At 48.4% G+C, this 25,918-nt stretch carries 13 protein-coding genes; 7 read left to right on the forward strand and 6 right to left on the reverse strand.

Annotated elements, in window-relative coordinates; translation table 11 throughout:
- Positions 1 to 80: 80 nt before the first annotated feature.
- On the reverse strand, positions 81 to 6,980 hold the full coding sequence (locus LACPH_RS11820) for a SpaA isopeptide-forming pilin-related protein (RefSeq protein ID WP_306387032.1): 6,900 nt from the start codon (positions 6,978 to 6,980) through the stop codon (positions 81 to 83).
- A gap of 379 nt (positions 6,981 to 7,359) precedes the next feature.
- On the opposite strand from LACPH_RS11820, the gene LACPH_RS11825 reads away from it, so the two are divergent.
- Positions 7,360 to 7,857, forward strand: coding sequence for a peptidase (locus LACPH_RS11825; protein WP_274785045.1), 498 nt, complete (start codon positions 7,360 to 7,362; stop codon positions 7,855 to 7,857).
- A gap of 250 nt (positions 7,858 to 8,107) precedes the next feature.
- Here LACPH_RS11825 and rpoC read toward each other — a convergent pair whose 3' ends face one another.
- From rpoC to LACPH_RS11840, 3 genes are all read right to left on the reverse strand, one after another.
- A complete protein-coding gene (gene rpoC / locus LACPH_RS11830; RefSeq protein ID WP_306387033.1) occupies positions 8,108 to 11,785 on the reverse strand; it encodes a DNA-directed RNA polymerase subunit beta' in 3,678 nt (1,225 codons plus the stop codon).
- A 12-nt stretch (positions 11,786 to 11,797) separates the two neighbouring features.
- Positions 11,798 to 15,400 carry a DNA-directed RNA polymerase subunit beta gene (rpoB, locus tag LACPH_RS11835; RefSeq protein ID WP_010492660.1) on the reverse strand — a complete coding sequence of 1,201 codons (3,603 nt, stop codon included), beginning with the start codon at positions 15,398 to 15,400 and terminating at the stop codon, positions 11,798 to 11,800.
- Positions 15,401 to 15,790: 390 nt separating this feature from the next.
- On the reverse strand, positions 15,791 to 16,423 hold the full coding sequence (locus tag LACPH_RS11840) for a TetR/AcrR family transcriptional regulator (RefSeq protein WP_274785047.1): 633 nt from the start codon (positions 16,421 to 16,423) through the stop codon (positions 15,791 to 15,793).
- A gap of 294 nt (positions 16,424 to 16,717) precedes the next feature.
- Between LACPH_RS11840 and LACPH_RS11845 the strand changes: the two genes are divergently transcribed.
- The 6 genes from LACPH_RS11845 to LACPH_RS11870 all read left to right on the forward strand — a co-directional run bounded on the left by LACPH_RS11845 (position 16,718) and on the right by LACPH_RS11870 (position 22,757).
- Entirely contained in the window at positions 16,718 to 17,779 is a 1,062-nt protein-coding gene (locus LACPH_RS11845) for a ketopantoate reductase family protein (RefSeq protein ID WP_274785048.1), read from the forward strand.
- 159 nt (positions 17,780 to 17,938) lie between these two features.
- On the forward strand, positions 17,939 to 18,619 hold the full coding sequence (locus tag LACPH_RS11850; RefSeq protein WP_047105389.1) for a CoA transferase subunit A: 681 nt from the start codon (positions 17,939 to 17,941) through the stop codon (positions 18,617 to 18,619).
- On the forward strand, positions 18,609 to 19,283 hold the full coding sequence (locus LACPH_RS11855) for a 3-oxoacid CoA-transferase subunit B (protein WP_274785049.1): 675 nt from the start codon (positions 18,609 to 18,611) through the stop codon (positions 19,281 to 19,283). Before LACPH_RS11850 ends, LACPH_RS11855 begins: the two co-directional genes overlap by 11 nt.
- Before the next feature lie 360 nt (positions 19,284 to 19,643).
- A complete protein-coding gene (locus LACPH_RS11860; RefSeq protein WP_274785050.1) occupies positions 19,644 to 20,825 on the forward strand; it encodes an RNA-guided endonuclease InsQ/TnpB family protein in 1,182 nt (393 codons plus the stop codon).
- 178 nt (positions 20,826 to 21,003) lie between these two features.
- Positions 21,004 to 22,200 (forward strand): thiolase family protein, encoded by a 1,197-nt coding sequence (locus tag LACPH_RS11865; protein ID WP_049170419.1) that lies wholly within the window; start codon positions 21,004 to 21,006, stop codon positions 22,198 to 22,200.
- 59 nt (positions 22,201 to 22,259) lie between these two features.
- The gene (locus tag LACPH_RS11870) at positions 22,260 to 22,757 is read left to right on the forward strand and encodes an acyl-CoA thioesterase (RefSeq protein ID WP_274785051.1); all 498 of its coding nucleotides are present in this window, start codon (positions 22,260 to 22,262) and stop codon (positions 22,755 to 22,757) included.
- Between the two features lie 120 nt (positions 22,758 to 22,877).
- On the opposite strand, the gene LACPH_RS11875 is transcribed toward LACPH_RS11870, so the two are convergent.
- Together LACPH_RS11875 and LACPH_RS11880 are read right to left on the reverse strand one after the other, a co-directional pair.
- Positions 22,878 to 25,385: an ATP-dependent Clp protease ATP-binding subunit gene (locus LACPH_RS11875; RefSeq protein WP_047105387.1), complete on the reverse strand. Its 2,508-nt coding sequence runs from the start codon at positions 25,383 to 25,385 to the stop codon at positions 22,878 to 22,880.
- A 38-nt stretch (positions 25,386 to 25,423) separates the two neighbouring features.
- Positions 25,424 to 25,891 carry a CtsR family transcriptional regulator gene (locus LACPH_RS11880; protein ID WP_049170416.1) on the reverse strand — a complete coding sequence of 156 codons (468 nt, stop codon included), beginning with the start codon at positions 25,889 to 25,891 and terminating at the stop codon, positions 25,424 to 25,426.
- Positions 25,892 to 25,918 lie beyond the last annotated feature (27 nt).

The following is a 25,918-nucleotide window of genomic DNA, read 5'->3' on the forward strand; positions in this document are numbered from 1 at the left end:
CCCACAAGGCAAGCCCTCATCAGAGCTTACTTCGCGGAACTATTTTTCAATCTGATACTAACTGACTAGCATCTCACCCATTACGACTGCTTACGCCGCCGCAGGATGACCGTGCTGCCAGCAATGATAAGAATCACAACACCTGCAAGGATCAACGTCATAGCGTCCCGATCGCCAAAGCTGCCAAAGAGCAGTCGTCGTGACGGTTGTTCGTGCCGAACATTGTTGCTGTGAGCACTCGGGCTGCTTGGGGTACTTGGCGTGCCACTCGGGTTAGTCGCACCACCGTTGTTTCCGCCATTGCCGCCTGTATCCGGCAACGTTTTGTGCGGTTGATCGGCGATGGTCATTCGGACGGCATCACCGCTCTTGATTTCAACAGCGACCGGCTTCGCATAATCCGAATTAATCGTATAACCACTCGGTGCTTTGATTTCAGTGAGCCAATAACGACCCAACTTCAAATTGTCAAAGGTTGCTAAGCCTTTTGCGTCAGTCGTGATTTCTTTGCTGTAGCCTTGATCGTTGGTCAACCGGAAGACTGCGCCGGCCAATACTTTCTGCTGATCGGCCGCGTCCACCTTCTGGATGATAAGCGAATTAATCTGATAATTGGCAACCTGAACGGTAATCGGTTGCTGCTTATTTTGGGTAGCTAAGGCACTGGCTGTCTGGGTCAAACTGGTTTGTTCAACCTTGAAGCGGATCTTATCGGTGGTCAATGCATACTTCGGCAAGGTCTTCGTCTCTTCAAAGTAATAATCACCGATTGGCAAGTTAAATGGCAAATCAATCTGCCCATTCTTGTCGGTTACCAGATCCTTGGCCAGGATATTCCCGCTGCTACCGTACAAGTTGAAGGTAATCCTGGCTAGTCGATTGCCAAAATCGCCATCGGTCTTTTGCAATTGAACAGTACGCTTGAATTCTGGTTCGATGATCGGATCCAGGTCGATCTTTTGGTCGCCTTTCACACTCACATCAATCCCCTTAGCTAGGTTATCCGGAATGACATACCCGCGTGGCGCTTGGGTTTCAACTAGCTGATATTTACCTTCGTAAAGATCGTGATTGTTGAAGGTCACAATGCCGTTCTGGTTGGTAATCGTTGCCTTCCATGACCGGCTGTGATCAACCGTGCCGTCGTCGCGATAACGATAAAGAGCAAACTGAGCGCCAATCATCGTCGTTTTGGCTGGGAAGCGGTCATCATGCGTTGTGGCTGCTTTCTTGGTAATAACGACTTGGCCGGCCTTCTTCTGGTTGGTGGCCGTTAACTTAAGCTGAGCCTGATTGGCTGTCAACGTGAAATCGACGCTGCCAGCTTCTAGGCTTTGCTGCCACGACTGTTTAGCGGTACCGTTTGTGTCACGAGCTTGATCAGTCGCATCGCCTTCGTAGTGCTTAGGCGCTTGGGTTTCAACCAGACGATAAGCGTTATCCGGCTTCAAGCCTTCAATCGCATATTGGCCAGCCTTAAGTGGCATATCAAAACTGCTTGCGGCACCAAAGGTTAACTGTCCGTCCGCATCTGTCTTCATGTCGGCTTTCAGCATCTTGCCAGTGACTTCATCGACAAGTTTATACGTTGCGCCTGGCAACAGATACTTCTTAAGCGTGGCGGCATCGTCAGTCTTCTTAACCCGGTTGTCGTACTTGGTTAAGGTGACTTGATATGGATCATCAGCGATTTCCTTGTTGACCGTGATCGCACTAGGCGTGGCCGCGGATGCTAACGTAATCGGATAGATCGTGGTATCAAGTCGGTAGCCTGCTGGTGCTTTTACTTCAGTCAGTGAATAGTGACCCAACAGCAAATCGCCAAATGAGGCAACGCCATTTTCATCCGTGGTGACATCGCGACTGTAGCCAGTGCTGTTCGTGAGCCGGAAGACGGCGCCTGGTAATGCATGTTTGGCATAAGTGCGGTCAACCTTCTTCACGTTCAAGGTTTTGACTTGATAGTTCGTAACGTTCACGGTTACGGGCTTCTGCTTGTTATCGCTGGCTAATGCGGCTGCGGTCTGCGTTTGATCCGTTTGCTTAATGGTAAACGCATGCTTATCGGTATTCAGCCGATAAGGCGGCAGCGTCTTGGTTTCCTTGAAATAATATTGTCCGGCTGGCAAGTCAAATGGTAAAGCAACCTCGCCATCCTTATTGGTGACCAGATCCTTGGCAAGTTCGGTACCGTCTTCTTGGTAGAGTGCATAGGTAATCCCGGCAATCGGATTGCCAAAATTGCCATCACTCTTTTTCAAAACGACTGTGCGTCGAAAAACCGGTTCTTCAATCGTTGGATACGTCAATGTTTGATCGCCGGTTATGTTGACGTCAACGCCTTTAGCCAAGTCATTAGGAATGACATAGCCTTCAGGTGCCTTCGTCTCGATCAGCTGATACTTGCCTTCATATAAGTCATTATCAGAAAACGAAACGGTTCCGTCATTGTTCGTGACGGTTGCTTCCCATGATTTGTCATAGTCAAGCTTGCCGTCATCGCCATACCGATAAAGCTTAAAGGTCGCACCGGTCATTGGCTGGCGATCCGGAAAATGATCATCCTTAATGGTTTCTGCCTGCTTCTTGATGGCCAATTGACCGGGCTTCTTTTGGTTGTAAGCCGTAACTTGCGCGTTTGGCGTTTTGTCATCAATGGTGGTATTGACACTGCCAGCGTTGAGGCTATCAATCCAGAGTTGCTTTTCAGGCCCGCTTGTCACGGTTGACTGATCATGCGCATCTCCCCGGTAATGGGTCGGTGCTTCCCGTTCAACCAACCGGTAGTGACCGGGTTTTAGCCCTTCAAGAACGTATTGCCCGGCTTTCAGATCAGGCTTGAACTTGTCATCAGTATAACTGCCAGCAAAACTGGTTGCCGTACCAACCGTGATTTGGCCGTCATCATTAGTCTTCAGACCTGACAGTAATGTCTGCTGGTTATCAGTGTCGATGAGGTCATAGGTTGCACCAGACAAGCGATATTGCTTACTGTCGGCTGCCAACTGACCTTTTGCGCGATTGTCATACTTCGAAAGGGTAATTTGATAAGGCTCATTTTCAACTGCTTCATTCTGAATCGCCGTGCCGGTATCAGAAGTCGCTTTCAGTCGAATTTTCTGTGGCGCCAACGGCTTGTAGCCAGCAGGCGTGTTGAGTTCTGTCAAGGTATAATCCACGCCGATTGGCAAGCCTTGGAAAGTTGCGGTTGCCTTGTGCGTTTGATCATCGAGTTTGGTAGTTGCTTCAAAAGTATGGGTACCGTCACTCAACCGGAACTTGACACCCGGAATCGGTGCGCCGCTGACTTTATCTTTTTTCTCAACCACTAAGTTAGCCAGCTGCGTGATGGTTTCACCACTTATGCCAGAGTCCCAAGATGATAGATAGCCCTGCGTTGACGCCGTTCGGCCACTTTCAGGAACACCGTCGCTAGGTTGATGGGTGGTCTCATCGCCACTCCACGAAACTTTGCTGGTGTTGTAAACCCAACCGGCATTCTTGCTGCTAGTGGCGTAGTAAACGTTGACGTGATAATTATTTAGCGGACTGCCATCGGTTTGCGTCAGATTACCAAAAGTCCGGTGGAACGTAACGGTGAATTTGTCGCCGTTCAAGGCAAGATCGTAATCCTTGCCTTGTTTCAACGTGACTTCATTGGCTGATCCAACCTGCAAGGTAACCTTGAAACTAGTGGCATTGATTTCCGCACCAGTACCAGCTGGATCAAGCGTATCTTCAATAACCGGATTCACCATCGGCCGGTACTTGTCTTGGATATTCTCCAGTTGGACATGCCAGTTTAGGACATTTTTCAGCTCTGAGTCCCGACTAACAGTTTTGTTAATTGGCGTCCAATAGCTCTGCGCCGACTTGGAAGCAGACGGCGTGAACTTCGGAATGACGGTTGTTGCTTGGTTCTTGTCCGTCACGGTCGCTGTATTGGTGAAGTTAGGGTCGTTATAGCTCCACTGATTGGCCCGTTTCGTTTCAAAGACAACCCAGACGCGGCCGTTACCGATATTAGGAAAATCAAAATCTAACTGTTGCGCTAAATCTTTATTGTCCGTCAACCAAGTATTCGGTGTGTTGGTCGGTAACAGATTTTGCTGCGCGGCGTCATCCGCCTTCAGCGCGGTTGTTGACCAGCCACTGGTGCCGTAATAAGGGTTGGTCTTAATTTCTTTGACGTCACCCGATGTGGTCGGATCGCCAGTGTTTGAAGGATCGATACCATTTGACCCGGTCACTTCATAGAACTTGATCGAATCAGGAATCAGCTCATAATTGACCCCGTCAAATCTCGGCAAAATATCCGTCAAATGCAAATGCCCATATTTGACGCCCAAGCGGTTCACCAAAACGCCCCAATACTGGGTATCCGGTGTATCACTCCACGAATTCTTCAAGGCACCGCTAAACGCACCCTCTTCAGGAGTTGGCGTATTGCTGCTGGAACCACTGGCAGTATCATCGCTGCCCGGTGGTAAATCAAAGAAGAAGAAGGCCCGGTTGTTCAAAGCCTTTTTCAATGCATCCGGGTCATTGGCAACTTGGCCCAGTTTTAGTATGTCCAATTTGGTGTGCGTGTAGATCACAATCTGGGAATCGGTGTCTGCATACTTGCCTTTAAGCGTCACGACAAACCCGCGAATGCCTTTGGTCTGGCCATCAGCATCAATCGGATTTTCCTTGTCTTTGGCGTTATACTGCTTAACTGCCGTCTGAACATCGTTATCACTTGTGCTCATCGCATAATCGGTGCCAGACTTCAACAGCGTGCGCTTGCCATCGGGATCCTGCGCATAAACCAAAATTCCGTCATTGCTGCCATCCTGATCATCGGTTGACGCATTTTCGCCATTGATCGTGTTGATATCGGCAGCGGTTGGATCGTCGCCAAGTTTATCAACGCCATCAGGGAACAAATCAAAAATCTTGCCGTTACGCATCTCGCGGAACGTTTGGTTAGCATTGATCCGCCACATCATTTGAGCATTGTAGGTATCAATGTTCCCGGCTGTCTTGTCGATGCTATTCGGTAGACTCACCTGATAAGTCGCATTGGCATAATGGTCCTTCTGATCATTGACAATGTTGGTTAGCTTAGTCCCATTAGCTGGCGTCGTTTTCAGCTTGGTTTGGTATTGCACTTGGAATGACGCATTGTCCGGCAGCTTTGCACCGCCGAGATACGTCAACGTGAAAGTGCCATTGCCTTTATCCGTCAGCTTGAAGTATTTGGCAATGTTGTCTTCAGAAACTGTTGGCGAGGCATTTTGGTCAAAAGTAACCTGGAAGACTTTCAGCGAACTGGTATCGAGTGACTGATTAGCATCCTGCTCGATTTTTGGCTGATTGTGATCGTCGGTTCCTCCAATTTGCTTACCAAAATGGTCGGTTAAGGTCGCACCGGCTTTCATGGTGTCCATGCTATAGTTCCAATTAATCTTCCACTTTAACGCGCGGAAGTTATTCGTAATGTCCCCGGCCTTGGTGATCGCGACCCCGGAGTTACGCATGGTCACGCTGCTGTAATCATAGCCATCATAGCTCTTAGTGCCAGTTAAATAGCGATAGCCCTCAACCAAAGCGCTACCGACTTTACCGGTATCGTCTAAAGAGCGATCAATGCTGGCTGTGTAATCGACCTGATAGCCGGTTGATTTTTTGAGGCCGTCAGTCAAATAAATTTTGACTGTGCGTTTGTCATCCGATAAAACCGCATGGTAATCCCGACCAGCAACCAATGGCTTCAACGCTTCGGAAAAGTCGCCTAAGACATTGACCGGAGCAGAAGAAACTTTGATTTTTGCCAGATCGCTGTCGCTAAACGTCAGCGACTTCGGATAAGTCGTCCCGCTACCTTGCGCAGTGACGGTCAACTCCATGTCGGCATTCTTGGAACGCTTGGCCGGATCGCTATCCCACTTAGGCGGGTTCGTTTTATCACTTTCGGCCCCGTTCAAATTAAACTTGGCACTTCCGGAAATACCGGTTGGATTCAAGTTCTGTGGTGTGACTTTTGGCGCATTCACCACCACCGGCTTTGCGTTCGACCGAAACGTAATTGGAAACTTGGTATCATTGTCTTTTGTATGGAAAACCAACGTTTGATTCAATGAGTCATTGGCGGTCAGTGCTTTAAAACTTGCAGTAATATTGACCCGCCATGAGCCATTATCCGTGGCCTTCAAAAGCTTGATCGTCAACTTTCCGGTTGTTTGATCAAACTGATACGCTGCAACACCGCCGTCAAAGACACCTGTACTGCTTGGCGGAAAATCAATTTGATCTTTCGGCAGCTGCGTGGTAAACGAAGCGCCTGCCGGAAACGGCGTGCTGGTTTCCGGTAACGTGAACGTTAATTCCATTTTCACGGTACTTTGTTGATTAACTTCCGTACCCAACGGTTGCCCGTTGCCGTCTTTTAATACGACCTTCGTGAAAATGTTTGGCAATGTCGTGTCAGTCTTTGCATCTGGCGTGGCACTTTTAGCCGGTTCCTGCGCACTGGCTGTCTGCGCTGCTGATGACGCCACAACACTACTGCTACTGCTGCTTGTGATCGTTGCGGATGCACGACTCTTAAACAACAGCGTTTCAGTACCTGACGCCGTGACACTCACATTCTTGGTCTGCTCAATGGCCGTATAACCAGAAGCAGACTGCGTTTCGGTAGCCATATAATTTCCGACGGGCAGATTCGGTATAGTTGTCTGGCCGTCTTTGCTAATGGCGCTGTTAGCCACAACCTGATGGGATTCATTATGAACCTCATACTTTGCGCCATTCAGCGACTTGCCTTGCTCATCCTGGTTCTTAATCGTCAGTGTACCAGTCTCTGCTTGTGTCGGATTCTCGGCGGCAAGGGTCAGCGCTGGCGAAAGCAACTGCACAATCATGCCAAGAATGACAGTAAAATAAACGCCAATCTTGAACAGCTTGTGCCTGACTTTTTTGACACCCAACTCCTTCATGATGTTCCCACTCCTCCTTCTAAAAGACTTTCATGGCCACTCCCCCGCGAAACCATTAACTTGTGAATTATGAATACATTAACTAAAACTACACCCACTGTCATTGTATAACATTGCCATAAATATTGAAGCGGTTAACAAAAATCCTCATCAAATATACATTTAATTTTTTGAGTGTTTATAGATTTATTTTTTAAAACAAGGCGCATAATCTCAAAAAGAAACAATATAATCCCTTAACTAAATATAAGTACGTCATTTTGCTTACTTATCATCACCGAAACGCCTTACTTACTTTCTAAAAGTTAGTGTCATTATTATTTTCTAGGTTCTTTTACTTTTTTAAGCGGAATCTACTTTATGAAGGAGGATGGCCGCTATGATTTCAGGACTAATGTTACTTAGTGTTGCGAAGTTCACCATGGACTTGACGGCAGATAACCGGTATTTCCACTGTTGCCTGGCTGTGCTTTTAGGGATGGTTGCCCAAACTTGGCTGACGATGGTGTTGAGTGTGGGTTTGTTGGTTTTTAGTGTGGTAGATTGGCGGGAGCGGGCGGTGTCTGCCGTTTGGTTTGGCAGCTGGTGTTTCCTGCTCCTTCTCCTGTTTCCTTGCGATTGGTTTAACGTGTATTTGCTGGCAGCTTTGGTTGGTGGGCTCGCGGTCGTCTCACACGGGCTAGGCAGTGCCGATGTGCTCCTCATTGCCGTATTCGGTGGCATCCTGCAACTTGAAATTGCACTCATCATCACGTGCATGGCGTGCTTCAGCGCTGTCATCCACTGGTTGGTAGCCCATCCGCCATCCCTACCGTTCATCAGTCATTTAGCGGTCGGTTATGGCTGTGTGCAGCTAGCAAGTGGTTGGCTGTTTTGAGATGATGATAAGTGCCGCAAAACGTGGCCATCCATAACGCGCGAGCCGGAGCAGGAGTCTGCGTGTAAGGGCCTTGGTCGCAATGGCCAAGACCGGGCCCATCACGCCCAAGGCCACTTACGCTCCGACTCCTAAGCGAGCCGGTTCACGCTCACAACAAAAAAGCACGACGTAAACGCCCTTAAAGGACACTTACGCCGTGCTTGTTTGTACCTAGATTATTCGATTAGCTTGGCAGCTGACATGATGACTACTTGTTGTCAGTATCATCCTGTTGGTCGTCTTTTTGCTGGCTGTCTTTTTCCTTCATTTGCTTTTCAATGTCAGAAATCGAATAGACACTGTCGGAAACGGTACCGACACTCTTTGGTTCTTCGTGACGATACGTTGCCATCCCGGTACCAGCCGGAATGATCTTCCCGATGATGACATTTTCCTTCAAGCCAACTAACGGATCGTTCTTGCCGCGAATAGAAGCATCGGTCAGAACCCGCGTTGTTTCCTGGAAGGAAGCAGCTGACAGGAAGCTGTTGGTTTCCAAGGAAGCTTTGGTAATCCCTAACAGCACCGGACGGCCGGTAGCCGGAATGCCACCACTGATGATCGCTTGCGTGTTCTTCTCTTTGAAGTCCGCAATGTCGAGCAATGTTCCTGGCAAGATGTTTGTATCGCCCGGATCCATGACGCGGATCTTGCGTAACATCTGCCGAACCATGACTTCAACGTGCTTATCACCAATATCAACACCCTGCATACGATAAACTTTCTGGACTTCAGAAAGCAGGTAGTTTTCGGTAGCCATCACATCGCGCACTTTGATCAACTGCTTAGGATCAATTGAGCCACCTGTCAGTCGTTCGCCGCGGTTAACGTGATCACCTTCCGCAACTGCCACACTGGATGCATACGGTACGCTATAGGTTCGGGTATCAGTTTCACCCTTGACCGTAATCTCACGCGTATGCTCAGCCGGATTTTCATCAATAGCAGTTACTTCACCGGTTACTTCCGTGATCACAGCTTCACCTTTAGGGTTCCGTGCTTCAAAAATTTCCTGAACACGAGGCAGCCCTTGAGTAATATCTTCACCACCGGCAACACCACCGGTATGGAAGTTACGCATGGTCAGCTGGGTACCTGGTTCACCGATTGACTGGGCAGCAACGGTTCCGACTGCTTCGCCGACTTCAACCTGTTCGCCGGTTGCCATATTACGACCGTAGCACTTCTGGCAAACACCGTGTTTGGTATTGCAGGTGAAGACCGAACGGATAGTGACGGCTTCAACACCGGCATCCACAATCTTCTGTGCCATATCTTCGTCCATCAAGGTATTGCGCTTAACCAGGACTTTGCCGCTCTTAGGATCAAGAACGTCTTTCATGGTAAACCGACCGACAAGTCGATCATACAGTGGCTCAATCATTTCGTTACCTTCACGGATAGCGCGAACGACCAAACCACGATCGGTGCCGCAGTCTTCTTCACGAACAATGACATCCTGCGCCACATCAACCAGCCGCCGGGTCAGGTAACCTGAATCAGCCGTCTTCAACGCCGTATCGGTCATCCCTTTACGAGCACCGTGAGTGGACATGAACATTTCCATAACGGTCAAACCTTCACGGAAGTTCGAGATAACCGGCACTTCCATCATCCCACCGTTAGGCGCAGCCATCAGACCACGCATACCGGCAAGCTGAGTGAAGTTTGAGATATTACCACGGGCACCGGAATCGGACATCATGGAGATTGGGTTATTCGGGTCAAAAGAGTCAACCAGCTTTTGCTGAATTTCATCTTTGGCATCGTTCCAAATCTGGATAACCCGATCATGGCGTTCATCATCGGTGATCAACCCACGCCGGAACTGCTTAGAAACAGTTGCAACCTTCTTATGGGCAGCAGCCACAATTTCCGGCTTTTCCTTCAGGTTAGTGATGTCGGAAATTCCGACAGTTAACCCGGAATTAGTTGATTCCGTGTAGCCCAAAGTCTTCATGTCATCCAACAAATCACTGGTCCGCTGAACCTTATAAACCTTGAAGACCTGCGCAATGATATCGGATAAGAAGCCCTTCTTAAACGGATCGATCAAAGGTGCATCCGCGAGATAAGCGTGAATGTCTTCACCTTTATCAATGAAGTACTTATCTGGCACACCATTGACGATGTTGTCTTGCGTCGGCTCATTCAGATACGGGAAGTCTTTTGGCATAATCTCGTTAAAGATCGCCTTGCCGACACTTGTCACCATGATCTTTTGCTTCTGATCGTCAGTGAATGGTTTGTTAGTGAAGGAATTAGCTGCGACGCCAACGCGGCTGTGCAAATGAACGTAGCCATTTTGCAATGCCATCAGGATTTCGTTGGTGTCTTTGAAGATCATACCTTCGCCTTCGCGACCCTTTTGCTCCATGGTCAGGTAATAGTTACCTAACACAACGTCCTGCGAAGGGGTAACGATTGGCTTGCCGTCTTTTGGCGCCAAAATGTGGTGTGCCGCAAGCATGAGCATCCGTGCTTCAGCCATCGCTTCATCAGACAACGGCACGTGAATCGCCATTTGGTCACCGTCAAAGTCCGCGTTATACGCTTCGCAGACCAGAGGGTGCAAACGGATGGATTTCCCATCAACCAAAACAGGTTCAAATGCCTGAATACCAAGTCGATGCAACGTAGGCGCACGGTTTAAGAGTACCGGCCGTTCCTTGATAACATCTTCAAGCACATCCCAAACGTCATCATCCTGACGATCGATCTTGCGCCGGGCATTCTTGATGTTGCTTGCCATGTCCCGCTTAACCAGTTCGCGCATCACGAATGGCTTAAAGAGTTCCAAAGCCATTTCACGCGGCACGCCACACTGGTAAAACTTCAACCATGGGCCGACATCGATAACGGAACGACCAGAGTAGTCAACCCGCTTACCAAGCAAGTTCTGACGGAACCGACCTTGCTTCCCTTTCAGCATGTGTGACAGGGACTTAAGCGGACGATTGCCTGGGCCGGTAACCGGACGACCACGCCGACCATTATCGATCAAAGCATCAACCGCTTCCTGCAGCATCCGTTTTTCATTTTGAACAATGATGCTTGGTGCATTCAGGTCAAGCAGCCGCTTCAAACGATTGTTACGGTTGATGACCCGCCGATACAAGTCGTTCAGATCAGACGTCGCAAACCGGCCACCTTCGAGCTGAACCATTGGCCGCAGATCCGGTGGAATAACCGGAATCGTATCCATGACCATCCAGGCCGGATCATTACCGGATTCCTTAAAGGCATCCAAAATGTCCAACCGGCGAATCGCGCGTGTCCGTTTTTGGCCTTGCGCCGACTTCAGGTCATCTTTTAGTTCGGTAACTTCTTTGTCGAGATCGACATCCTGCAACAATTCCTTGATGGCTTCAGCACCCATCTTGGCATTGAAGGTTTTGCCGTATTCTTCGCGCTTTTCACGATATTCGCGTTCGGTCAGAAGTTGTTTTTTCTCCATTGGCGTATCGCCTGGATCAATCACAACGTAAGAAGCAAAATAGATAATTTCTTCAAGTGACCGTGGCGACATATCCAGTACCAGACCCATCCGACTTGGGATGCCCTTGAAGTACCAGATGTGGGTGACCGGTGCGGCTAATTCGATATGGCCCATCCGCTCACGCCGAACCTTGGAACGTGTGACTTCAACCCCGCAGCGATCACAAACAATCCCCTTATAGCGGATCCGCTTGTACTTACCACAGGCACATTCCCAGTCCTTAGTCGGTCCGAAGATGCGTTCATCGAACAAGCCGTCCCGCTCAGGCTTTAAGGTTCGGTAGTTGATCGTTTCAGGCTTTTTGACTTCCCCATACGACCAGCTGCGAATCTTGTCCGGCGAGGCTAAGCCGATTTGCATACTTTCAAACTTATTGACATCAATCAAAGGGCTAACCTCCTATTTTTTATCGTCGGTACTGTTATCGGCAGGCTTACCGTCACTCGCTTGAGCTGCGGCTTCGTGTGCCTTCTTTTCTTCTTGCTGGGCTGCGAACTTCGCCAAAGCATCGACTGAAACAACGTCGTCTTCGTCGTCATCCATGTCCCGCAATTCAATTTCTTTCTTATCCGCGCCAAGCACCTTCATGTCCAGACCCAAGGCTTGCAATTCTTTAACAAGCACACGGAAGGATTCCGGTACACCTGGCTTTGGAATCGGTTCGCCTTTGACAATGGCTTCATAGGTCTTGACCCGCCCGACAACGTCATCTGACTTATAGGTCAGAATTTCTTGCAAGGTGTAAGCCGCGCCATAAGCTTCAAGGGCCCAAACTTCCATTTCACCAAACCGCTGGCCACCAAATTGTGCTTTACCACCAAGTGGCTGTTGGGTAACCAAACTGTAAGGTCCAATTGAACGAGCGTGGATCTTATCGTCAACCATGTGTGACAGCTTCATGTAGTACATAACCCCTACAGATACCCGGTTTTCAAATGGTTCACCGGTACGGCCATCATACAGAACTGACTTACCATCGGAGGCCATGCCAGCTTCCTTGACGGTTGACCACAGATCTTTATCGTTGGCACCATCAAAAACAGGGGTTGCCACGTGAATACCCAAGTTACGTGCGGCCATGCCCAGATGCAATTCAAGCACCTGACCAATGTTCATACGACTTGGCACACCCATTGGCGATAGGCAGATGTCAACCGGTGTCCCATCTGGCAAGTATGGCATGTCTTCTTCAGGAACCACGACGGAAACCGTCCCTTTGTTCCCATGACGACCGGCCATCTTATCGCCGACCTGAATCTTCCGCTTCTGGGTGATGTAGACACGAACCATCATGTTGACACCAGGAGACAATTCATCGCCCGCTTCACGAGTGAAGATCTTGACGTCCTGAATGATCCCGCCGCCGCCATGAGGTACCCGCAATGAAGTATCACGGACTTCACGAGCCTTTTCACCGAAAATAGCGTGTAACAACCGCTCTTCGGCAGATAGCTCGGTAACCCCTTTAGGTGTCACCTTGCCGACCAAAATGTCGCCATCACGAACCTCGGCGCCGACACGAACAACACCGAACTCGTCAAGATCCTTGAGGGCTTCTTCACCGACGTTTGGAATTTCGCGAGTCACTTCTTCAGGTCCAAGTTTGGTATCACGTGCTTCGGATTCATATTCTTCAATATGAATAGACGTGTAAACATCATCTTTAACCAACCGTTCAGACAGCACAATCGCGTCTTCGTAGTTGTACATATTCCAAGTCATGAAGGCGATGATTGGGTTTTGGCCCAATGCCAGTTCGCCGTTTTGCATGGCTGGTCCGTCGGCGATGATTTCATCAACATCAACGTGATCGCCAATCGTGACAATCGGACGCTGGTTGTAGTTCTTGCCGGCGTTACTACGCTTGAATTTCATTAAGTTATAGGAATCCAAGGCACCATCTTCACGGCGAACCCGAATTTGCTTAGCGTCAACATATTCAACCGTCCCGGCATTCGTAGCCAGAACCGCTGTCCCGGAATCATGCGCTGCCTTATATTCCATCCCGGTCCCAACAAGTGGGGCGTGCGGATTGATCAACGGCACCGCCTGACGCTGCATGTTCGCACCCATCAAGGCACGGTTGGAGTCATCGTTTTCCAAGAATGGAATGCATGCCGTCGCAACCGCAACAACCTGCTTAGGCGAAACGTCCATGTAGTCAACTTTGTCTGGAGAAATTTCAATGTTGTTATCTTTGTGACGCGCCAAAACGGTATCGTCAACGAAAGAACCATCATCGTTCAATGGCGAGTTTGCCTGCGCAACGATGTAGTTATCTTCTTCATCGGCGGTCAGATAGTCAATCTTATCGGTAACCTTATGCGTATCCCAAGAAACACGGCGATACGGGGTTTCGATGAAGCCATAAGGATTAACCACCGCATAAGAAGCCAAGCTGTTAATCAACCCGATGTTCGGGCCTTCAGGTGTTTCAATCGGACACATCCGGCCATAATGGGTGTAATGAACATCTCGAACTTCATAACCCGCACGATCACGCGTTAAGCCACCAGGTCCAAGGGCAGAAAGTCGACGCTTGTGGGTTAATTCGCCAAGCGGGTTGGTCTGATCCATGAACTGTGACAGCTGGGAACTGCCAAAGAATTCCTTGATCGAAGCAACAACCGGACGAATATTGATCAATTGTTGCGGCGTCACGGTGGCAGTATCCTGAATCGACATCCGCTCACGCACAACCCGTTCCATCCGGGAAAGCCCGATCCGGAACTGGTTTTGCAGCAATTCACCGACGGAACGAATCCGACGATTACCCAAGTGGTCAATATCGTCAACTGAGCCAAGGCCTTCTTGCAAGTTAAGGAAATAGTTCATGGATGCCAACACATCAGCCGGAACAATATGCTTAACTTTCTTGCCAATGTGGCCGTTGCCGATTAAATTGATTTCTTTATCCGGTGTTACTTGTGAGTAGACCTTAATGCTTTGCAGCACAATCGGATCCGTCACAACGCCTTGATCGGAAGGTTGATAGGTGACGGTCTTGAAATCATCGCGATCCAAATAAGCCCCTAATTTGTCCATCACTTGACGGTCAACTTTGGTTCCCTTTTGGGCAATAACTTCACCGGTATCCGGATCAGCCAACGTTTCAGCCAAGACCTGATTCAACAGGCGCGTCTTCAAGCTCAACTTCTTGTTAACCTTATAGCGGCCAACTGAAGCCAAATCGTAGCGCTTCGGATCAAAGAAACGCGCATACAAAAGTGACCGTGACGAATCAGCGGTTTTTGGTTCGCCTGGGCGTAGGCGTTCATAAATATCCTTCAAGGCTTCATCGGTACGGGAATCATCCGTGTTCTTATGCACATCTTTTTCAAGAGTGAGCATCAGCGAATCGTTATCGCCGAACATGTTGATGATATCTTGATCAGACCCGAAGCCCAAAGCACGAACCAGTTCAGTCAACGGAATCTTCCGCGTCCGGTCGATCCGGACATAAGCAATATCCTTAGCGTCTGTTTCATATTCCAACCAAGCACCACGGTTAGGAATGACAGTCGTGCCATAGGTAACCCGTGAGTTCTTATCGGTTTCGCTATGGAAATAAACACCAGGTGAACGAACCAGCTGGGAAACAATAACCCGTTCCGCCCCGTTAATGATGAAAGTCCCTTGTTTGGTCATCAGTGGAAAATCGCCAAAGAAAACATCCTGGCTCTTGATTTCACCGGTTTCATGATTCGTTAAACGTAAGGTTACATGCAAAGGTGCAGAGTAGTTTGCATCGTGTTGGCGTGCTTCCTCGACAGTATATTTCGGTTCCAGCAGTTGATAGCCGACAAATTCCAGTGACAGTTTCCCTTGAAAGTCATCGATCGGCATAATATCGTCGAACATTTCTTTAAGACCTTCATCGAGGAACCATTGGTAAGAATTCGTTTGGATCTCGATCAGATTAGGAAGATCCAAAACTTCCTTGATCCGGGCATAAGACCGGCGTGTCCGGTGCTTACCATAATTCACTAAGTGTCCTGCCAAATTATTCACCCCTTGTAAGATTTTCCGGCTTGGTCGATTGTAAAAATAATGTAAATATTGTTAAATTTACATGACAATAACGATCTCGCAGACATTTTGAGCAAAAAAAAACCAAAAACAGATCAGCCTTCAACCAGCCTGCTGTTTTTGCTTTTTCCATTAGCCAGAACGGACAATAGATCGTCCTGACAGCCTGTCCAACCCGAAATGCGATTGACTTAATAATACGCGGTGGTGTCAAGAAAGTCAAGCGGCAAAATTTCTTGTACGTGTGCAAAATTTTCGTCGCATCTGTGCGACCACATCACCCTTGCCACCCAATTTAGATCAAATCACCCGCCACATCAAGATGACTGACGCGGCGGTTTTCTTTTACCCACGCTACAACCCTCAGCTACTCAAAACGGCAGCCCGATTGTCATCCATATACTGCACCGCACGCTGATACTGGGTTTCGTTATAAAAGAATCCCGGACGCCATAAGGTACTTAGGTAGGCGCCCATCTCTTCAATACTAGGCTGACAGTCCTGATTCAGCCAGGTCTTGATGATGCTGACATAGGAAGCTGCTAACAGATTCTCCTGAAATGCTAACCACGGATTCGGCTCCGGGTCTAAATGCCAGTAGCGCAACGTGTCATGCCGGGTTTTGGCAATCGCACGCGAGAAACGATTGGTAAAATCATCCCCCATTCGCGCCGAGAAAAGAATGGTGAAGACTTCCTGATGTTGTTTGATATACGTGAAATATTCCGTGTATATCGGGTAATTACGATGCGTAATGCCTTCATAGAAATAGCCAACCGAATGTTGCCGAACTTTCTTCATGATGACCACAAACCCAGCGATCAATTCATCCTCAATTTCTTGCAACAACTCATATTTATCCGAGTAATAGCTGTAAAAACAGGATCGACTCACATCAGCTTTTTGAACCAACTGGCGAATGGACACGCTATGCAGATCGTTCTCTTTCAGAAGATCCAGAAAAGCGCGCTTGATATATTTTTGCTGCTTGCCCATGATTGACCTCCCCTAATGCCTCGTTTCGCAGCATGAATCGGCATCATAACAGGCTGCTCACGCTATCTAACCGAAGCAGCCGAAAAAATCGCCATAGCATTAAGCGCGTTGCTATGTACAGTTCGCCCATAAGTGTCCAAATTCGCACATTCAGCGTAACACTGGTATTAAAAAATGTAAACCCTTACATTACTATCATAATAGACTTTGTGTTAATGAATTGATATCAGCCGTTGTGCATAAGTGAGCAATACGCGGCTTAATCGAGACAAAAATACAGGAGGACATGTAACCATGGATACATTAAAGATTGCCATTTACGGTGCGGGCTCGATCGGAACCATTTCCGGCGCCTACTTGTCTGCGGCGTATGGCAAAGATCACGTCACCTTGATTGATACTTGGCCAGCAAATGTTGCTGCCTTAAATGCAGAGGGGGCACATGTCATCGGAACAACAGACTTCACCACACCTGTTACCGCGGTGATGGCAGATGAAGTGGCCGATCAATTCGATCTCATCCTGTTGCATACCAAACAGGTCGACAACGCGACAGTCATTCCAGCAGTCAAGCAGCTTTTGAAGCCTGATGGCACTTTAGTTTCCTTACAAAATGGCGTTCCGGAAAAGTATATTTTGACGCATATTCCGGCGAAAAATCTAATTGCCGGGTCGGTTGTTTTCGGTGCGACCGGTGCTGGCCCAGGGGTGACTGAACTGACAACCGCCTACGATAGTTTTAAAGCCCACGCCTATCAGATCGGTGAAATTGGCGGCACCATAACACCGCGCACGGAGTTGGTACAAACGATTCTCTCTCATGTAGGAATGACGCCGATTTCAAATGACCTTATGGGAACGAAATGGTCGAAGCTGCTGGTCAATGCTGCCTTTAGCGGCTTATCAACCATCATGAATCGAACTTTTGGGGAAGTCGCTCAAGATGACGTCGGTGTGAAAAGTGCTTTGCACATCCTCAATGAAGGTCTCAATGTCGGGCAAGCAGACGGTATCACTTTCACATCGTTGTCAGGGGTTGATTTGGCGGCCACTTTTGGCTTAACCGGTGACGACTTTACTGATACGCAGATTGCAACCCTCCGTTTGATGACCGGCGCTAGCGCTAAACTCAAAGCCAGTATGCTACAGGATTTATACAAACAGCGCAAAACCGAAGTCGATTATATCAATGGTTTAATCACCGCTACTGCTCGCGATCACGGGGTTGCAACACCGTTTAATGATTTAGTGGTCAAACTGATTACCGAAGCTGAAAGAACACACACAATTCCGACGTTCGAAGTGGCTAGAGCCGAATTGCAACAGCTGCTCGATCATCGCACCGTTGTTTCCTGATCGCTGTCAGATCTTGTGAAACACCGATTTTAAACACACAGAAAAAACAAATGTCCATTTTTGAACATTCATTTTGGTTTGTCATTCCATGACTAAAGCCTTTTCCATATGCTAACCATGGAAATAAGAAAGCAAGCTTTTTTAGAAAGGAGTCTCGTTATGGCTGTCGAAACAAAAACAGATAAATTGATGTGGCCAATTGAAGCCATCCAACCAGTTAAAGACGGCGATACTGTCGTCCTCGGCGGATTCGGACCGCTGGGTTATCCGGCTCAGCTGGTGAAAGCGCTGTATCTTTTCAGCGATGCCAAAGATTTGCATATTGCTTTAAACGCACCTAATGGCATGTATCTGCCGACGCTGGATCGGTTAATTGCAGAACGAGCAAGCCACTTAACCACCACTTTTGTCCGCACAAGTCGCGCAGCAACCAAGTTCTTTAAAGAAGGCAAGTTAACGCTAACGCCACAAGGAACATTTGCAGAGCGTCTGCGCGCAGCCGGTGCTGGTATTCCCGGATTCTATACCCCCGTCGGCATCGGAACGATGGTGGCAGAAGGCAAAGAGGTCAAAGAATTCAACGGCCGCCAGTATTTACTGGAAGAAGCTTTAAATGCTGATGTAGGTTTCATGCAAGCCACCAAAGTCGACTACGACGGCAACTGTTATATCGAAGGTGCCATGAAGAGCTTTGGCGCACTTGTTCCGGCCGCATCGAAGTATACCGTGGTCGAAGCAGAAGAAATTGTTCCGGTGGGCGATATTCCATCTGAGCTCATCACGGTTTCAGGAATCTACATCGATGGCATTGTGAAAGTGGGGATGCGTCATGATCAGTAGAACTTATATCGCCAAACGCGTTGCCGATGAGTTAGAAGATGGTCAGATTGTCAATTTAGGCATTGGCATTCCGACCTTGATACCAAAATTCATCAGTGATGACAAACACATTATCTTCCAAAGCGAAAACGGCATCATTAATATCGGTCCGGCACCAAAACCAGGCGAACCGGAAAATCCCAATATTTTTGATGCTGGCGGTTCGCCGGCAACGATCAAGCCAGGCGGCCAATTCATCGACAGTGCCAAAGCATTCGGTTTGATCCGTAGTGGCAAGGTAGACGTCACAGTTCTCGGCGCAGTGCAAGTCGACTCCCAAGGTAACATCGCCAACTGGATCATCCCGAACAAGATGTTGGTGGGCTTCGGCGGTGCGATGGATTTGGTCACTTGCGCGAAGGAAGTCATCGTCGCGATGGAACACACCGCCAAAGGTCAAATTAAAATCTTAGACGAATGTACCTTCCCATTAACCGGCGCACATTGCGTCAGCAAGATCATCACGGAACTGGCTGTTTTCCATATTACGGATCACGGAATGGTTCTGACCGAAATTTCACCTAAAACAACACTAGATGAAGTGCGGGCCAAAACAGGAGCACACTTTAACGTTGCAGATAATCTGAAAGTCAGCCAAATTGCTGATGAAGCTGTTGAAGTTTAATTGGAGTGCATCTATTTATAACGCGCTCACCAGCGCAGAAGCCAGCCTAAACCTGGCCATGGCCGCTTACGCTCCGGCTTCTACCCGCGCCAGTTCACGCTCACTCAAGGAGGATGTTAACAGCACTCAAATATGTCGAATAGTATGGAATCAAGCGGTACAACATGGACAAAATAATTAAGTGGAAGCTGTCCGTGTGTTCAAACCAAGTTAACTAGCGAAATGTATTGACAAGAGCCTGAATCGGTACTGTATGATGGTTCTTACCAAAGTTCCGCTAGCCAATATTGGTTTGAACGCTTACTCTGAGCTTCCTCTCAAGTGGCGTTTAACCGGCTGATTGAGAGGAGGTGACAACTTTTGATTAAAACGCATAAGATTAAACTCTATCCCAATGCAACCATGCGGTGTGAACTGGAGCGATTGTTTAACTATCGCCGGTTTTGCTGGAATCAAGCCCTCGAAACGTGGAATGCCATGTACGATGCGTCCCTAGTGATGGCCGATAAAACGTTGCGTCCTAATGAACGCAAAGTGCGTAATGAACTGGTTTGGAATAAAGCCGACTGGCAGTACGAGCAGTCAGCCCGAGTTCTGCAGCTTGCTGTAAAGGATCTAGGTAAGGCATGGAAGAACTACTTCAATCCGAAGATGCCAGATCACGATAAGCCCAACTGGAAATCTAAGAAACGATCCCGCAAAACTTTCAAGACGGATCGGGCGCAACTTGTGAATGGCAGGTTACGTTTAGATAAACCTCATGGTGCTGGAACGTGGTACGACATCAAACTGGCTGAGCAACCGCGCTGGCAAGGCGAATTGAAACAAGTTTGCGTCGTTCAAGATGCCGATGGTTACTATGCCTCCTTTTCAATTGAGGTTCCAACTTCTATTGAAAAGCGGCCGGTTCTAACGGTTACTGGGGTTGATGTCAACATCGGCAAGTTTGACTATCAAACGGCCACTGGCTATGCGACCCAGTCCACCTTACCTGAGCGATTACCAAGAATTTATGGCCGCATTGCTCATTATCAGCGCCAATTAGCCCGCAAACGGAAAGTAAATCCCAAACGTTTTAACTCCGCGGCTTATCGCATAACGAGAACCAAGTTGAAGCGCCAATACCAACGAGTTGAACGGATTCAAACGGATTTGCTGCAAAAGTTTACAACGAAGCTTATCACTGACTATGACCTAATTGGGATTGAAGATTTAGACAATCACCATATGCGTATGAATAAACGTCTCGCGAAGAACCTGCATCGATCACTGTTTGGTAAGTTCAGGGTGATCATGCAGTACAAGGCTGACTGGTATGGGAATACGTTGGTGCTAGCGGATCGGTTTTATCCCAGCACCCAGCGCTGTTCCCGCTGCGGTTATGTGAAAACCGCTGATGAACGCATCACGCTGAGTGGCAACTTGAAATACCGGACCGGTCACGATGATTATCATTGTTACCAGTGCGGGGTGAAGTTGCGGCGAGACGAAAATGCGGTTGAAAATCTGATAGCTTATGCGAAATCAAAGGTTACGGGGTAGGCTATACCCTTAAAGTTCAGGAGACGGTCACTGTCATGATGAATTATTTCAGAGTGGGAATACCGTTGTTGACGGGACTAAATGAAATGTAGGATTGTCAATCAAGAAAGGAAATATATAAAACCTTTATTGGTGTCAAAGAGACATTCTTCCACGTTTTATATAGCAGGAAAATAAAATGCCTGAAACAAAAGATGCTGTCATTGTCGCTTATGGTCGCTCTGCCGTAGGGCGCTCATTGAAAGGTGCTTTGACGAATGAACACCCGGTTGATTATGCCGCAGAAGTTTTGACTGGAGTTTTGAATAAAGTTCCCCAACTAGACGTCAACGATATTGATGATGTTATGGTCGGTTGTGCATTACCTGAAGATGTTCAAGGACTCAATGTAGCCCGAATGATCTCTCAACGCGCCAACCTGCCAGACTCGGTACCCGCTCAAACCATTAATCGTTTCTGTTCATCAGGAATTCAAACTATCGCAACCGGGGCCAACGCCATTATGGCTAATCAAGCTGATATCATTGTTGCGGGCGGGGTTGAATCCATGAGCCAGGTACCAATGTCCTTTGATATGGCCGGTATCAATCCGACATTACGAGCTGAAAAGCCTCAAGACTATATGCCAATGGGGCTAACCGCCGAAGTAGTTGCCGAAAAATTCCAGGTGCCACGCGAAAAAATGGACGAATTTGCTATGCACAGTCATCATAAAGCTGCAGCGGCTCAGGAAGCTCATGCTTTTGATGATCAGATTATTCCTGTTCACTATGGCGACATCGAAGGTCACACTAAAGTCTTCGACAAAGATGAAGGGGTCCGTGGCAATCTAACGATGGATCAACTAGCCGCTTTGCCGCCCGCTTTTAAAGAAGATGGTGGTCAGGTCACAGCCGGTACTTCTTCACCATTAAGTGATGGGACCGCCTTTGTCATCTTGATGTCAGCAGACAAAGCTGCCGAGTTAGGGGTTAAGCCAATTGCCCGTTTTGTCGGTTATGCCGTAGCTGGCGTCAATCCGGCCGTTATGGGACTTGGCCCGATCTATGCGGTGCCAAAAGTGATGGCCCGGACAGGCTTAACCATTGATGACATGGACAGTATCGAATTAAACGAAGCGTTTGCCTCTCAGTCGCTTGTCTGCATTGATAAGCTCAATCTGCCTGTCGACAAAGTCAACCCACGAGGCGGTGCCTTGGCACTTGGCCATCCGTTGGGAGCAACCGGTGCGATTTTGACCTGCAAGATTCTTTCCTACTTGCAGGCCACCGGCGGCCGTTATGGGTTGGTCACGATGTGTATTGGTGGCGGCATGGGAGCAGCCGGCATTTATGAGATGATTCCAGACGAAGAAACTGCAGAGGCGACTGCGTAATGTTTGACTGCTGGTTCGCGGTTATCCAAGTAAGCTCATTTCGCTAAAGGGGGTGCATTTTGACTGATCGCCAAGTGATTCAGACCCGCTTGGTGTTGCCTGGCGACACCAATGCTCATAACACCTTGTTCGGCGGTAAGTTGTTAAGTTATATTGATGATGTTTCCGCAATTGCGGCGGTTAAATACAGTCAGCGAATTGTGGTTACGGCTTCGACTGACTCGGTAGATTTTCGCCATCCAATTGCTGCCAATGATAGCGTCACACTGACAGCATTCGTCTCCGGAGTCGGTACCAGATCAATTGAGGTTTTCTGTCGAGTCATGGGAGAAACGTTAACGACCGGAAAGACTTATTTGGCAACCACAGCTTTTAGCACCTATGTGGTCGTTGATGGTCAAACAACACCGCTGCCGAGTTTCACTCCGGTAACTGCAGAAGAACGACTCTTATTCAGTGGCTACCCTGAGCGTCGTACCGCTCGCAAAGCGCGCCGTGATCGTAATCGTGTGTTTATCAGCCGGCTAGAGGCAACGGAAGAAGACCGCAATCGCTAACCCGCAAAGACAAAAAAAGAGGCTCCAAGATCCCGTTAGTATTCGGGATCTTGGAGCCTCTTAATTTTCTACTTAATTACCGACCAGTTTCAGTGTTACGAAAGGTCAATGACCTATCGCTTACGCCTTAACCGGTTCCTTCGATGCACCATTTTCTTTATGCTTGCCTTTGTTTTCCTTGACAGTAAACGTTAGCTTGCCTTTTTTGGCACCGATTTGAATCAAATCACCAGTCTTCGCTTGGCCTGTCAACAAAAGTTCGCTCAGTTGATCTTCAACATCCGTTTGCAAAGCCCGTCGGATCGGACGTGCCCCGTATTCAGGATCGAATCCGGCAGCCGCGATGGCATCAATGCCTGCTGGCGTAATTTTGACATCGATTCCCTGATCCTTAATGCGACTGAGCACGGTCTTGGTCATGATCTTGACGATCTCATGCAGCTCTTCCTTGTTCAGGCTGTGGAAGACAACCGTTTCATCAATTCGGTTCAGGAATTCAGGACGGAAACTCTTCTTCAATTCATCTAACATCCGACTCTTCATGGCTTTGAAGTCTGCGGTTGGATCTTTGGCGCCAAACCCAACCGTTTTATCGTCGCGAATGGCAGTTGCCCCGATGTTACTGGTCATGATCAAAATCGTATTACGGAAATCAACCCGACGCCCCTTCGCATCGGTCAAGTAGCCATCATCCAAGACTTGAAGCAAAATGTTAAAGACATCCGGATGCGCCTTTTCGACTTCATCCAGCAGCACAACGGAATATGGCTTGTTGCGAACCTTTTCCGTCAACTGGCCGCCTTCATCGTAACCGACATAACCTGGTGCCGCGCCAATCAGACGACTGGTGCTGAATTTCTCCATGTATTCGGACATGTCAACCCGAATCATGGCATCCTCTGATCCAAACATCGCTTCAGCTAGGGCTTTCGCCAGCTCGGTTTTCCCGACACCAGTTGGCCCAAGGAACATGAAGGAACCAATTGGGCGGGTAGGATCTTTCAATCCAGAACGTGCCCGGCGGATGGCCCGTGCAACTGCGGAAACAGCTTCATCCTGACCAACAACCCGTTGATGGAGAATCTTCTCCAGGTTGACCAAACGTTCGGACTCCTTCTTTTGCAACTGGGTAACCGGCACACCAGTCCATTGTGACACAACTTCTGCTACATCGGCACCTGTCACTTTGATATCGGTTCGAACGCCACTTTCGTTCACGGGTTCCGGCGTATCAGCAAGTTTGGCCTTAACGTCCGCTTCCTTGGTGCGAATGGTAGCCGCTGTTTCGAAGTCTTGATGATCAATCGCGTCTTCTTTGTCGGCAACTAACTTAGCCAATTCGTCCTGAAGCTTGTCAGACTTGGTTTCGACATTAGCTTTGTCCAATCGTACCTTGGCAGCACTTTCGTCAACTAAATCGATCGCCTTGTCAGGCAGGAAGCGCGTTGTAATGTAACGTGAGGACAAAACAACTGCTTCATGCAAAGCTTCATCAGTAATGGTGACGCCATGATGCGCCTCATACCGTGGACGCAGCCCTTTCAAAATCTGTTCTGCTTCTTCCTCCGTTGGTTCATCGACTTGGATGGTCGCAAACCGCCGTTCCAAAGCAGCATCTTTTTCAATATACTTTTGATATTCGTCTAAGGTTGTTGCCCCGATCAACTGCAACTCGCCACGAGCTAAGGCCGGCTTGAGAATGTTGGAAGCGTCAATGGCCCCTTCAGCACCCCCGGCACCGATCAGCGTGTGCAATTCATCAATGAACAAAATGACGTTGCCATCTTTATAAATCTCATCAATGATTTTCTTCAGGCGATCTTCAAATTCACCACGATACTTTGTGCCTGCAACCAGTGAGCCCATATCAAGCATCATCAGTCGCTTATTCAGCATGTCATCCGGAACTTTGCCCGCGACAATCTTTTCGGCAAAGCCTTCCGCAATCGCGGTTTTCCCGACACCTGGTTCACCAATCAACACTGGGTTGTTCTTGGTGCGCCGGGCCAGAATCTGAATCAGACGCCGAACTTCCTTTTCGCGGCCGACCACCGGATCCATCCGATTTTCCCGCGCCATTTGGGTTAAATCGCGCGCAAGGCCATCAAGTGTCGGGGTCCCTTGGCTATCTTGGCGGGCACCACCACGCGCCATTGGCCGGCGTTTGGCAGCGGTGTCCGCAATGCCCATTTTCTTAAACACCATTTGTCGTGTCTTCGAAAGACTGAGGCCCAGATTCTGGAGAATCCGCGCGGCTAAAATATCGTCTTCACGAAGCAACCCCAGCAGAATATGCTCGGTGCCGATCTTCAAAGCACCTAAGCGCTTTGCTTCGTCGCCGGCAAACGCCAGAATTTCCTTACCCTTTGGTGAATAAGGCAAATAACTATCGCTAGCTTGACCGGCGGCATCAACAGTTCCATACCCTGTGAAGCGCTCGATCTCGTCATGGACATCATTCTCTGTGACCCCTAACTGACGCAGCGTCTTACCAGCGATTCCATCTTTTTCCATAACCAGCGCCATAAGCAAATGTTCAGTGCCTACAGCATGATGATGGAAATACTTCGCTTGTTCCTGGGCTAAAAGCAAAACATTTTTAGCACTAGGGGTAAATAAGTTGTCCATAAGCACGCTCCTTTTTAGAAAACTAATTATAAACTGTTCTATCTTTCATACCGCAAACGATCCAAAAATGCAAGGAACATGCGCGACCGTAAATGCTCTTCTGTCCCTTGATCAAGAATGCCCAAAGTCTCATGATTCATGACCGCCAACAACAAATTACCTGATTGCTGGGAAATAAGGCCATTGTCAAACAGTTCCTGAATCAAATCACGTGCATCGCGTAACCGCAAGCGCTTGGGAATGTGCTGCCGCATGATTTGAATGAAATCCTGATCATCTGTCAATTTGACCTTCACGATGCGAATGTAGCCCCCGCCACCACGTTTACTCTCAACAATGTAGCCGCGAGCCGGTGTGAACCGGGTCTTAATGACATAATTGATTTGCGAAGGAACGCAATTAAAACGACGCGCAATCTCGGCTCGCCGTATTTCAACGGCGGCCTCCTGTGCCAGTATCGTTTTTAGATAAGCCTCAATAATGTCCGAAATATTCTCACGCTGCATGTCGTTCAATCCTTTTTGACTTTGACC

Origin of the sequence: Lacticaseibacillus parahuelsenbergensis (assembly GCF_030770265.1) — a bacterium.
GTDB lineage: Bacteria > Bacillota > Bacilli > Lactobacillales > Lactobacillaceae > Lacticaseibacillus > Lacticaseibacillus casei.

Bases quoted from the DNA above. Each gene is read 5' to 3' on its own strand.
- LACPH_RS11820 (WP_306387032.1), bottom strand. From the start codon at position 6,980: ATGAAGGAGTTGGGTGTCAAAAAAGTCAGGCACAAGCTGTTCAAGATT.
- LACPH_RS11825 (WP_274785045.1), top strand. From the start codon at position 7,360: ATGATTTCAGGACTAATGTTACTTAGTGTTGCGAAGTTCACCATGGAC.
- LACPH_RS11840 (WP_274785047.1), bottom strand. From the start codon at position 16,423: ATGGGCAAGCAGCAAAAATATATCAAGCGCGCTTTTCTGGATCTTCTG.
- LACPH_RS11845 (WP_274785048.1), top strand. From the start codon at position 16,718: ATGGATACATTAAAGATTGCCATTTACGGTGCGGGCTCGATCGGAACC.
- LACPH_RS11850 (WP_047105389.1), top strand. From the start codon at position 17,939: ATGGCTGTCGAAACAAAAACAGATAAATTGATGTGGCCAATTGAAGCC.
- LACPH_RS11855 (WP_274785049.1), top strand. From the start codon at position 18,609: ATGATCAGTAGAACTTATATCGCCAAACGCGTTGCCGATGAGTTAGAA.
- LACPH_RS11865 (WP_049170419.1), top strand. From the start codon at position 21,004: ATGCCTGAAACAAAAGATGCTGTCATTGTCGCTTATGGTCGCTCTGCC.
- LACPH_RS11875 (WP_047105387.1), bottom strand. From the start codon at position 25,385: ATGGACAACTTATTTACCCCTAGTGCTAAAAATGTTTTGCTTTTAGCC.
- LACPH_RS11880 (WP_049170416.1), bottom strand. From the start codon at position 25,891: ATGCAGCGTGAGAATATTTCGGACATTATTGAGGCTTATCTAAAAACG.